Origin of the sequence: Pantanalinema sp., assembly GCA_036704125.1 — a bacterium.
GTDB lineage: Bacteria > Cyanobacteriota > Sericytochromatia > S15B-MN24 > UBA4093 > JAGIBK01.
Genome location: DATNQI010000076.1, coordinates 44,805 through 55,555, shown reverse-complemented (window position 1 = coordinate 55,555; position 10,751 = coordinate 44,805). Strand labels below are relative to the sequence as shown.

General features: G+C 65.9%; 15 protein-coding genes and 1 tRNA gene. 7 read left to right on the top strand and 9 right to left on the bottom strand.

The window, feature by feature from the left end:
• The first annotated feature begins 11 nt into the window (after nt 1–11).
• Complete coding sequence (locus tag V6D00_12260; protein ID HEY9899948.1) at nt 12–272, top strand: heavy metal-binding domain-containing protein; 261 nt, start codon at nt 12–14, stop codon at nt 270–272.
• 22 nt (nt 273–294) lie between these two features.
• A complete protein-coding gene (locus V6D00_12255) occupies nt 295–729 on the top strand; it encodes an EamA family transporter (GenBank protein ID HEY9899947.1) in 435 nt (144 codons plus the stop codon).
• A 262-nt stretch (nt 730–991) separates the two neighbouring features.
• Here the strand turns inward: V6D00_12255 and V6D00_12250 are convergent, their stop codons facing one another.
• From V6D00_12250 to V6D00_12215, 8 genes are all read right to left on the bottom strand, one after another.
• Nucleotides 992–2,239, bottom strand: coding sequence for a TCR/Tet family MFS transporter (locus V6D00_12250; protein ID HEY9899946.1), 1,248 nt, complete (start codon nt 2,237–2,239; stop codon nt 992–994).
• Between the two features lie 26 nt (nt 2,240–2,265).
• Nucleotides 2,266–2,631: a GIY-YIG nuclease family protein gene (locus tag V6D00_12245; protein HEY9899945.1), complete on the bottom strand. Its 366-nt coding sequence runs from the start codon at nt 2,629–2,631 to the stop codon at nt 2,266–2,268.
• Complete coding sequence (locus tag V6D00_12240; protein HEY9899944.1) at nt 2,621–3,223, bottom strand: DUF2239 family protein; 603 nt, start codon at nt 3,221–3,223, stop codon at nt 2,621–2,623. The genes V6D00_12245 and V6D00_12240 overlap by 11 nt, the downstream gene beginning before the upstream one ends.
• Before the next feature lie 106 nt (nt 3,224–3,329).
• Nucleotides 3,330–4,664 (bottom strand): hypothetical protein, encoded by a 1,335-nt coding sequence (locus V6D00_12235; protein ID HEY9899943.1) that lies wholly within the window; start codon nt 4,662–4,664, stop codon nt 3,330–3,332.
• A 202-nt stretch (nt 4,665–4,866) separates the two neighbouring features.
• Complete coding sequence (locus V6D00_12230; protein ID HEY9899942.1) at nt 4,867–5,118, bottom strand: heavy metal-associated domain-containing protein; 252 nt, start codon at nt 5,116–5,118, stop codon at nt 4,867–4,869.
• 112 nt (nt 5,119–5,230) lie between these two features.
• Nucleotides 5,231–6,070, bottom strand: a complete 840-nt coding sequence (locus V6D00_12225) for a hypothetical protein (GenBank protein ID HEY9899941.1) — start codon at nt 6,068–6,070, stop codon at nt 5,231–5,233.
• 180 nt (nt 6,071–6,250) lie between these two features.
• The gene (locus V6D00_12220) at nt 6,251–6,766 is read right to left on the bottom strand and encodes an NAD(P)-binding domain-containing protein (GenBank protein HEY9899940.1); all 516 of its coding nucleotides are present in this window, start codon (nt 6,764–6,766) and stop codon (nt 6,251–6,253) included.
• Between the two features lie 15 nt (nt 6,767–6,781).
• Nucleotides 6,782–7,606 (bottom strand): MBL fold metallo-hydrolase, encoded by an 825-nt coding sequence (locus V6D00_12215; GenBank protein ID HEY9899939.1) that lies wholly within the window; start codon nt 7,604–7,606, stop codon nt 6,782–6,784.
• Between the two features lie 189 nt (nt 7,607–7,795).
• Here V6D00_12215 and V6D00_12210 point away from each other — a divergent pair, with 189 nt between their 5' ends.
• The 4 genes from V6D00_12210 to V6D00_12195 all read left to right on the top strand — a co-directional run bounded on the left by V6D00_12210 (nt 7,796) and on the right by V6D00_12195 (nt 9,674).
• Nucleotides 7,796–8,341 carry a ferritin-like domain-containing protein gene (locus V6D00_12210; GenBank protein HEY9899938.1) on the top strand — a complete coding sequence of 182 codons (546 nt, stop codon included), beginning with the start codon at nt 7,796–7,798 and terminating at the stop codon, nt 8,339–8,341.
• A 128-nt stretch (nt 8,342–8,469) separates the two neighbouring features.
• Nucleotides 8,470–8,871: a hypothetical protein gene (locus V6D00_12205; GenBank protein HEY9899937.1), complete on the top strand. Its 402-nt coding sequence runs from the start codon at nt 8,470–8,472 to the stop codon at nt 8,869–8,871.
• A 189-nt stretch (nt 8,872–9,060) separates the two neighbouring features.
• Nucleotides 9,061–9,300, top strand: a complete 240-nt coding sequence (locus V6D00_12200) for a type II toxin-antitoxin system prevent-host-death family antitoxin (protein HEY9899936.1) — start codon at nt 9,061–9,063, stop codon at nt 9,298–9,300.
• The gene (locus V6D00_12195; GenBank protein ID HEY9899935.1) at nt 9,297–9,674 is read left to right on the top strand and encodes a type II toxin-antitoxin system VapC family toxin; all 378 of its coding nucleotides are present in this window, start codon (nt 9,297–9,299) and stop codon (nt 9,672–9,674) included. The genes V6D00_12200 and V6D00_12195 overlap by 4 nt, the downstream gene beginning before the upstream one ends.
• A gap of 126 nt (nt 9,675–9,800) precedes the next feature.
• On the opposite strand, the gene V6D00_12190 is transcribed toward V6D00_12195, so the two are convergent.
• Nucleotides 9,801–9,872: transfer RNA gene (locus V6D00_12190), tRNA-Gln, on the bottom strand.
• 205 nt (nt 9,873–10,077) lie between these two features.
• Between V6D00_12190 and V6D00_12185 the strand changes: the two genes are divergently transcribed.
• Nucleotides 10,078–10,743, top strand: a complete 666-nt coding sequence (locus tag V6D00_12185; protein ID HEY9899934.1) for a hypothetical protein — start codon at nt 10,078–10,080, stop codon at nt 10,741–10,743.
• Nucleotides 10,744–10,751 lie beyond the last annotated feature (8 nt).

The following is a 10,751-nucleotide window of genomic DNA, read 5'->3' as shown; positions in this document are numbered from 1 at the left end:
GAACCCCATCCATGACCTTCAAGCGTAACCTGTTGACCCTGAGCGTGCTCGCCGGGGCGATCCTGCTCACGAGCGCTCCCGGCTGGGCGGCCCCGGCACCTCAGGGCAAGCCGGCGGCGCACTCCCATCAGCACGGCAAGCAGGTTGCGGGCAAGGTGGTGGTCTATACTTGTCCCATGGACCCCGACGTGGTCTCGGACAAGCCCGGCCGTTGCCCGAAGTGCAAGATGAATCTCGAGAAGACCGAGATGAAGCCCGCTTCGAAGAAGTAGCCTAACCCAGGAGCCAATATTCATGAGCCTTCAGACGATCCTGTTGACCCTCGTCACCATCTTCCTCTGGGGGCTCATTCCCATCTTCGACAAGCTGGCCCTTTCGCACTTCTCGGCCTCGCCCCTGGTCGGGATCGCCATCCGAACGCTTGGGGTCTCGGCGATCGCCTTGCCGCTCGCGCTCACCATCGGCAAGGGCGCCCGCATGGTCCGGGAGATGTCGCCGCTCGCCATAGGCCTGTTTTTGGCGAGCGGGATCACCTCGATGCTGCTCGCGCAGTACTGCTACTACCTGCTCTTGCAGCGCGCCGACGTCTCGCGGGTCTTTCCCTTCCTGTTCAGCGCGGCGCCGGTCGTGACGATGCTGTTCGGGGTGTTCGGCCTCAAGGAGACCCTCAGCGCCAAGCAGATCGTGGGCGCCGCGCTGGTCGTGGTCGGCGGGCTCTTCCTGCTGTAGCCCGCCAAGCAGACTCGAATTGAGATTGGCATCCGCTTGATTCCCCGCCCCCCGGTGGGGCGGGGCTAGGGGGAACGTCTAACGAAACTGTTCCATCAAGCCGCTTACAGCGGCCACCACAACACATGCCCGGTTTTGTTGGATGTGAGGGGTGGGGGGATAAAATCAAGTTCCTCATGCCCTCGCCTGGAGACTCGGAGCGGTTAGAACCCCCCACCCCCGACCCCGCCCCACCGGGGGGCGGGGAGGTTTCAGGCAGAGCTTAGACCTGGGCGGGCTGCGGCGCCACGGCCGCCTGCGGCTGCTTCGAGAAGTACCGGATCATGTTCACGAGGCTCAGCCCGACGAGCAGCGCCGCGAGGAAGAAGGCGACTCCCGGCACCCGGATGGGGGCCGCGGCGGCGGTGAAGGTGGCGAACAGCTGGTTGGCAACGATGGGGCCGACGACGCCCGTCAGGCTCATGAGGCTGGTCAGCGAGCCCTGGATGGCGCCCTGCTCCTCGGGGCCGACCTGGCGCGAGATGATGGCCTGGGCCGCGGGGCCCGCGATCGCAGCCACGCTGGAGACTATCGTGACCGCGTACATCATCCAGCCCCGGGTCGCGAAGCCGAAGAGCATCATCGACACCGCGAGGAGCGCAAGACCGTACAGGATCGCCCGCTTTTCTCCGAGCCGGGGCAGGATCACCCGGATCAGCCCGCCCTGGACCAGGGCCAGGCAGATTCCCGCAACCGCGAGCGACGCCCCGGTCTCGATCGGCGACCAGTTGAAGCGCAGGGTGGTGTACAGCACCCAGTTGCTCTGCTGGCACTGTTGCGCCAGCCCCACCAGGATGAAGGTCGCCACCACCCCCATGATCTGGGGGTACTTCCGGAGCATGGGGACGAAGGAGAGCGGGTTCGCCTTGGCCCAGGTGAAGGCCCGGCGGTTCTCGAGGCGGTGGGACTCGGGGAGGCCGAAGAGCCCGTAGGTGAAGTTGATGAGCGACACCGCGGCCGAGACGAGGAAGGGGAGCCGCAGGCTGAAGTGCCCGAGCATCCCGCCGAGCGCCGGCCCGATGATGAAGCCGATCCCGAAGGCCGCCCCCAGCATCCCGAAGTTCTGGGCCCGGTTCTCGGGGCTGCTGACGTCCGCGATGTAGGCGGTGGCGACCGTCATGCTGGCGCCGGCCATGCCACCCAGCATGCGGGCGGCGTACAGGCACCACAGGTTGGGGGCGAAGGCCGTCATCAGGTAGGCGAGCGCCGTGCCCAGGAGCGACAGCAGCAAGATGGGCTTGCGCCCGAAGCGATCGGACAGCGCGCCGAGCATGGGGGCGCACATGAACTGCATCGCGGTGTAGAGGGCGATCGAGGGCCCGTAGAAGCGCGAGGCGTCCGAGAGATCGCCGCCCACGAACTGGGCGACGAGCTGGGGCGTGATGGGGATGAGGATCCCCATCCCGACGATGTCCAGCAGCACCGTGATGAAGATGAAGAGCATGCCGGGGCTCTTGGCGGGTTTTGGCATGGGGAGTCTCCTGTGGGATCGAGGGGTCAGCGGCGCGGCGGCGAGAGGTAACCCTTGTCGCCGTAGGGTTCGAGCTGCTCCTTCCAGACCTCGAGCAAGAGCGCGACCTCTCCCGCGTAATCGCGCGGATCGTCCGTCGGCGTCAGGGTCTCGAGGATCTCGAAGGTGAAGGCGTCTGGCCCGAACGTTTTCCAGTCCTGCTGGAGCTTGTGGTTGAGGTGACCGCCCCGGGGCAGCCACAGGCGATCGCGTGCGATCGCGCCGTCGAGGTTGAGGCTCGCCTCGATGAAGACCTTGCCGTTGACCTGGTTCTTGATCTGGTAAACGCCCATCTTCCTGAGCCGGTGCCAGTTCTGCCGGTAATCGGCCTTGAGTTCTTCCTTAAGACTCATTTGCCGCCTCCTGCTCGTCTTGAATGGCCGTTGCCACGAGCTTTCGCATGTGCGCCCGGACGTCGGGCGCCCAGGCCTCGATCAGCCGGTCGAAGCGCTCGTATTCCTTGCGGGAGAAGGCGCGCGAGGCCTCCTCGAAATCGGGGAGATTGCCGCCCACCACCCACATGAACTTGGAGGCGGCATCGCGGGACTTGCGGGCGCGATCCTTGCCCTGGCTCTGCTTCATCTTCTCCTCGACCAGCTTGCGAAGCGTCACCGAGGCGCCGCCCGGCTGCTCGTTCAGCCAGTCCCAGTGCCGGGGCAAGAGCGAGACCTCGCGCGACACGACGCCGAGCTTGGGGCGCCCGGGACCGGTGCGCTTCTCTTCTTGCTCTTGCTGGAGCCAGGGGTGCGACCGAAGGCGCGCCAGGGCCTCGTCGTGGGTGCCCCGGAGGTCGAGATCGAGCTGCTGGCCGGTCTTGTCCTCGAAGATGAGCACCGGTACCCCGCCCTGCTCGAGCCATTCCTTGGTCCTGAGGGCCACCTCCTCGATGGGGCCCGTGGCGACGAGGCGCGTGTCCCCGAAGGCCGTGTACGTGTGCGCTTGCATGTCCATATCCGTGATCCTTTCCGATGGTTGGCATGATATTACCCGGGTAATATTGAGGGAGTCAATATTACCCGGGTAATATTTTTCGAGCGGTGGGGTGCGACGATCAGGGGGAAGAGCGGTGCGCCATGAGAGGCGGGCGCATTCTCAGGAAGATCCGCAAGGCCATGGGGTTGCTGCCGTACAGGGCCACGAGATCTCCGGGCTGGGCGTAGAGGGTCGCATCCGCCCCGATCCCGACGACCAAGGGCTGAAGCTTCAGGTCGTGGATGATGCCGAGGGTGAGGGCCTGGATCGGGCGCACGATCCGCTCGTCGGCCTCGCCGCCCGGGAGGTTCGCGAGGAGGCCCGTCTTGTCCACCGCCTCGAAGCGGCCGTAGAGGTGGTTGCGATCGAGGTCCAGGGTGGATTCGAGCAGCAGCCCATTCGTGATCGGGGCCGGGGAAAGGCCGAACTTGGTGTTCTGCCCCCAGATCATGGCGGTGGCCCAGTTGCCCCGCGAAAGGGGCAGGTTGTGCTGGATCGAGGCCGTGGTACGGCGGAGATCCCCCGCTTCGAGCGCCTCCGGGTTGCTCAGACGGCCGCTCGAGATCTGGAGGGCCCAGTTCGGGCCCGGCGCATAGCTGAGGCGACCGGAGCAGGAGTCGAGGGGGCCCAGATCGAGGTTCCAGCGGTTCTCGTCGGGCTCCCTGCCGCGGAAGAGCGACCCCTCCACTTGCCAGTGCTCCCATTGCAGGCCCGCGCTCAGGACGCCCATCGTGATGTGGGTCGAGTCCTGGAGGTGGTGGCCAAGCGGGGCGAGCCCGTTGTCCGCCGCCGAGGGGCGGTGCATGAAGGCGACGGGGCCGAGCGCGGGCTCGCCCACGGGGGCGCCGTAGAAAAAGGCGGCGGCTCGCCCGTTCAAGGGCAGGGTGTAGCGCGCTGAAAGCTCCATGAAGAGATCGTGCGGGTGCTGGCGATCGATGAGGGGCCGTCCCCCGTAGGTCTCGCCCGTCTGGAAGAGCTGCGGCGTGCCGCCGGGAGGCATGGTGGCGGGCTCGAGGCTTCCCATCGCCGTCAAATCGAGGATCCCCGGGCCCAGGATCCGGGAGCCCATCATCATCGCCCAGTTGGCGAGCGACGGCTCGCCGGTGCCGCGCGGCCTCGTCCCCTGGTTCCAGGCGAGAACGGCGTTCCCGTGCGTCCTGAGGAGCCAGGGCCCCGTCATTTGCTGCCACATCCACATGGGCGAGGAGGCGGGCTGGAGGCTGGTGCCCGATCCCATGAGGCTCGTCCGGCGCATCAGTTCGTCGGCGGGATCTCGCGCCAGGTCTCCAGGGGCGATCGCGCCCCCGGGACGTGTCACCGCGTGCCCCTCATGCTGGGCGAAGGCTGCAGGGGCCGAGCCCAGCATGAGAACGCTCACCAATCCCGTGGCCGCGAGGGCCGAGCTGTTTTTCATTTTCCACCCCCCCTTCCAAGGCCATGGTAACGGGGAGGGTGCGCGGAGGATGGGGCCGATTTGTCTAAAGGCGGCGGGACTTTCTCCGCGAGGTCCTGGCAGGAATGCGCCTGGCCGGGGTCACCGGAGCGTGTACGGCCATCGGGTCACGCTCCCGTCGCGGCGACGAGGGTCAGAGCGAGAAGCGGGGTGAAAATCCGAATCATGTCTGAGCTCCTTTGGCGAGGATCGTCACGCCATAGTCGAGGGCCAAGATCGCTTGCGCGATCTCGGCGGGGGAGACGGCGCCGGGATCGAAGCGGACATGCGCTTGCTTGTTCGCGTGGTCGACGGTGGCGGCCTCGAGGCCGGGCAACTTGGCAAGAGCTTGCTCGATCTTGGTCACGCAGCTCCGGCAGCCCATTCCCTCGATGGCAAGGGTGAGCGAGGCAGAGGTAAGGGCTGAGGGTTCCATCTGGGAGTTCCTTTCGTTCAAGTCCTGGAAGTCCGCTCAGCCTAAACCTTCCCGGTGGGGGGAAGGTCAAGGGTTGCGTGATCGTTGATTCGCGACCTTCCCTCGCGTCCCCTCAGCGGGACGGGGGATGGCCTTTGCGCCACAGGATCGCGAAGCCGAAGGAGAGGATCGCCGAGAGGACCGAGAAGACGGCGATGGGCAGGAGGGCCTGGGGAAGGTAGGGGGCGACCAGCATCATCGGGATTGCCGCGTTGCGAAAGCCGCAGAGCAGGGCCAGCGAGAGGCGCAGCTGGGGCGGGGGGCCGCCGAGGCCGTAGCCGATCGCGAGCATCGCGCCTGCCACGGCGAGCATGGTGAGCGCCGTGGGCCACCCGATGGCGAGGTGCGCCCGGTACCGGAAGAGGACCGGCAGGACGGCGAGCGCGAGCAAGGGAGGGATCAAGCGGGGCACCCACTGCCGGATCGGCTGGCTGAGCTTTGGGAAGAGCGCGCGCAGGGCCATGCCGGCCCCCAGGGGCAGGATCATCTTGAGGCCCACGGCTCCCAGGACGCTCTCGGGCCTCAGGCGCGGGTCCCCGATGGCGGCCCAGACGGTGAGCGGCATGCTCACGAAGGCGAGCAGGGCGAGAAGCGCGATCATGTCCGCAGCGTAGGCCGTGTCGCCTTGCGCCTTGAGGGTCTGGACGAAGCCGAGCGGCGCGCTGGGAGACGCGACGGTGAGCAGCAGCCCGATCGCAACAGGCAAGGGGGCCTTGAGCCAGCTCGTCAGCAGGTAGGCCGTGAGCGGGCAGAGGACGAGGCTCGCCAGGAGCGATCGAGCGAGCAAGCCCGGCCTGCGCCACAGCGCGACGAGCTCGTCGCGCCCCGGGTGCGTCCCGATGCCGATCATCATCACCGGCACGGCGATGCTCAGAAAGAGCTTGATCAGGTCGCTGAAGCCGAAGCCCGCCATGCACGCGCCCTCACCGCAGGGGATGCGTCGCCACCATACCCGAGCAGCCCCCCTGAGCGAAGCGGCAGCCCGGAGATGCGGCTCAGCGTGGCGTGGCCAGGCGCTCCTTGAACGTCAGCTCTGCGATGCCGGACTTGTCCAGCTCGCCGAGCCCCAGATCGACCATGCGCTGGTACTGCTTCAGGGTCGCCTCGGCCAGGGGCAGAACGAGCCCCGCCTCCCGGCCGAGGGTGGCCGCGATGCAGGAGTCCTTGGCGGCGTGGGCCGCCGAGAAGTAGCAGCTGTGCTCGCGGAGCTGCCGCGGGCCTGCGGGATGCTCGAGGCCATGCAGGCTTCGAGGGTCTCGGCTCCGGCGGCATGCGCATGCTGCTCGATCGCCCGGTGTAGGCCGGGGGTGAGGGTCGCGCAGTTGATGAACAGCTTGCCCTTGGCGCCCGCGAGCAGGTTGTCGCCGGGCCGCAGGAAGATCTCGCGCATCCCCGCGTCATCGGAGATCACCGTGAAGACGATCTCCGCGCTCGCCGTGACCTCCGCGAGCGTCTCGCAGGCCCTGGCGTCGAGCTCGGTGGCCAGGGAGCGGGCAGCCTCGCGGTTGACGTCGTGGAGCGCCGCGATCGCGTAGCCGCAATCCTTGAGCCGCCGGGCCATGTTGGCCCCCATGCGGCCGACGCCGACGAAGCCGATGGGACGCTTCATGAGGAGACCTCCTTCTCAAGCCTGGAACTCCGGATAGAAGGGGTTGTGCCGCTTCTCGAGGCCGATGGTGGTCAGCGGGCCGTGGCCGGGGCAGACGATCGTCTCGTCCGGCAGGGTGAAGACCTCGCGCCGGTTGCTCGCGAGCGCGTCCTCGTAGGACACCACCCCGCCCCCCATGGAGCCCGCGAAGAGGGCGTCGCCCACGACCACCAGCGGCTTCTCGAGGCCCGTGACCACGTACGAGGTGCCGCCCCGGGAGTGGCCCGTGGTCGATCGGGCCTCGACGCTGAGGCCTCCGACCTGGAAGCGCCGGCCTTCCTTCAGGGTCTCGGCGCCCTTGGCGGGCTCCCGCTCGGAGGCGAAGGCCGGGGCCCCGGTGGCCAGCTTCAGCGCGTCGAGGCACATGATGTGGTCGTGGTGGGTGTGGGTCACCAGGATCAGCGAAATCTCGAGCCGGCGCGCCTCGGCCTCCTTCAGGATAGGCGAGAGGTCGCTGCCCGTGTCGAAGACCACTGCCTTGCGCGTCGCGGGATCCCAGACGAGGTAGGCGTTGACGAAGAAGTCGGCGTAGGGCGTGTTGAAGCCGAGCAGGCCATCCGGGGCGCCGGCGCCCGGGTGATAGGATTCCTTTGCGATCGCAACCAGGGTCTCGGTCCCAAGATCGAGCAGGGGGGCCAATCGCCTCACGGCCCCCTCGTCGAACGAGCCGTCCAGGAGCTGCCGGAGCGCGTCCGGCGTCAGGCTCGCGCGCGAGGCGAGGGCGTCAAGGTCGAGCTTGCGGCCGCGGATCGCCTTGCCGAGGATGTCGTTGAAGTCGTCTTCCAGGGGGATGGCTTGCATGGCTTGCTCCTTGCGAGGTCTCGCTCGACGGCGAAGAAGGGGACGCCCGATGAACATCGTACTTCACCTGAATGCCGGGTGACCCTCCTCATCGTAGCCTCCCGCCGCTCCTTGTCATTCATGCGTTCCGGCCGTACACCATGGCTGCGTCCGGAGAGGACGGACCGGGCGCGTGAAAGGGGGCGACAGATGGCAGGGACGAAAAAGCAGCAACAGGAGCAGCTCCGCATCCTGATGATGGGGCCCATCACCGAGGAATACCGGGGAAGCACCGCCGAGCTGGTCAAGAAGCTGAACCACCTGCGCAGCACCGAGATCGTGGCGCATCTGCAGTACAAGCATCACGCCTACATGGCGGTGAGCATGCTGCTGCCCGGGGTCAAGGATGAGTTCCTCGAGCACGCGGCCGCCGAGGAGCGCCATGCCGACTTGCTCGCCGCCAGGATCCAGCAGCTGGGTGGCGTCCCCGTCTTCCGGCCGGAGGAGATCGCGACCCAGGCCGAGTATCAGCACATCCACGCGGAGGAGGCTCCCACCCTGGCCGGGATGATCCGGGAGGATCTCGCGGTAGAGCGAGAGCAGATCAAGGCCTACACCGCCTTGATCCGCGAGATCGCCTTCGACGACCCCACCACCCGCAGGGTCCTGGAGGACATCCTGTGCGAGACCGAGCTGCACGCCTCGGAGATGCGGGACCTGATCGCGCAGCGGGCGAACATCGAGGAGGAAGGGTAGGGAGTGTTAACCTTTACTTAATATAATCATTGTTATTGCTTAAGAAAGTCGTTGATTTTGCTTGCCTATAATAAATTATGGTTAATTTTGTAGTAAAGATTCATGATGAAACGGAGCAGCGTCTTGATATGAATAACTTCCATCGTCTGGGCCTGGCTGGCTTGGTGGCGCTCACCCTGAGCGGGTGCGGCACGGCGCCGATGGTTGCTCCCACGGTCACGGAAAAGCAGACGCAAGTTGAAGCCAAGGATGCGGCGGACATGACCCCCCTGTTCGAGGAAGTCCACGCCTCGGGCACCTACGTCTTCAAGATCTACCAGAACCGCTTCGAGATCTGGGAAAAGGGCTTTTTCGGGAAGTGGAAGGTCGTGGCCACCGTCCCGGTCGCCAACATCGTCAACGTCGAAGCCAAGGGCGGAGTCCTGACCGCGAAGAAGATCGTCCTCCACTACAAGAACGGGAACCAGTGGGAGTGGCCCCTGGCCCAGAACCTCAGGGCGCGGGAAGTCCTGATGGGCTTGCTGAAGTAGCCGTCCCCCCTCGTTGAAAGCATCGGGCCCCCTGAGCCGAGTTCCGGCTCAGGGGGCCCGATGCTGGCTTGGTTGGACCGTGTTCGAACTTTGGCTGCTGGCCGTGAATCTCCTGCGCTTGATTTTGCGGCGCCTGTGGACTAGACTTAGCTAAGTCGTTTTTCTCCTTGCCTGAAAAGGAGGCTTGAGATGGCCGTTGTGAATGTTCATCAGGCGAAGACCCACCTCTCTCGCTTGTTGGAACGAGCAGAGGCGGGCGAGGATGTCCTGATTGCGCGTGCCGGAAAACCGGTTGCCCGTCTTGTCCCCTTCCGAGCCGAGCAGCCCTCGCGGGTGCCGGGGCTCTGGCGCGACAAGGTCAAGATCGCGCCCGACTTCGATGAGCTTCCGGGGGAAATGGCGGCGGCGTTCCGGGGTGAGCTGCCTTGAAGCTGCTCTTGGACACCCACACCCTGCTGTGGTGGTTGGCGGATGATCCCACCCTTTCGAGGGCGGCCCGCGAGGCGATCTCCAAGGGCGAGAATCAGGTATTCCTGAGCGCCGCCAGCGTCTGGGAGATCGCCATCAAGCAAGCGATCGGGAAGCTGGATATCCCCGGTGAGCTGATAGGGGCGCTGGAGGAAGGGGGGTTCGAGCCGCTTCCGATCGCCTGGGCTCACGCTCTGCGGGCCGGCTCGTTACCACGACATCATGACGATCCGTTCGATCGGATGCTGATAGCGCAGGCGCAGGCGGAGGAGATGGTGCTCGTCAGTCGAGACGAGCGCTTCCGGCATTACGAGGTGGCGATTCTGCCCGCTTGAGAAGAGCGCTGCGCACGTAAGAATTACCCGTCAATCAACGCTTGTCTATTCCTGCCCGCCATCTCCGATGGCATCGAACCATGAGAAGTGCCCCCTGATCCGAGTTCCGGATCAGGGGGCTTTAGGCTGGGGAGGTAGGAATCGAACCTACGGTAGTCGCTTCCAAAGAGCGATGCCTTACCACTTGGCTACTCCCCAACGCGGCGTGAGGCTGATGATAGCTGAACGAGAAACGGAGTGTCAAGCAACGGCGCGAGCGCCGATTTGATCTGGATTTAAAACCTTAGACCCGACTTACGCATGTCTTAGGCTCTTCTTTACCGAATTGCCTCCCCCACCCCCCGATAAGAGGGGTGTGAAGGAAAAACACCCTGCGGTTGGTCACTGACCAAGGAGGCCCACGATGGCGATTCAGAGCAACAACGCGAACCTGACCAGCACGATGGCCGCCAAGGCCAAGGCCTTCCTGCCTGCGGCCAACACCGACAACATGGCCGGCATGCGGATGGCAGCGCCCGTGATCAAGACCTTCGACACGCTCAAGATCGCCAAGACCGTGGCGGAAGGCGCCCGGACCGAGGCCGTCGGCGCCAGCATGGTCGCCAACGCCGCGAGCGGCATGACCTTCTCGAGCGGCATCGGTAGCCGCATCTGGGGGACCCTGAGCGGCGGCCTCAAGAACTTCGTCGGCGCCCTCAAGTCCAACTTCGCCATCTCGGCCCTGCTCTCGGGCGTCAGCAACCTCTACGAGATGATGACCGGCAAGGTCAAGCCGATGCAGGCCGCCGGGAACTTCATCGCCGACACCGCCGCCTACACGGGCATCGGCGCCGCCTCGACCACCATCGGCGGGATGATCGGCAGCCTGATCCCCATCCCCTTCCTGGGCACCGCCCTCGGCATCGCGGCAGGCGCCGGCGTCGGCCTCCTGCTCGGCAAATTCTACGAGGACAAGGTCCGCACCAGCTTCTCGGGTCAGGTCCAGCAGGGCATCCAGAGCATGATGGCCTCGGCCAAGGGCATGAACAGCCAGGCCACCCAGCCCGCCACCGTTCCCCCGGCCCAGTAGGGCCACCT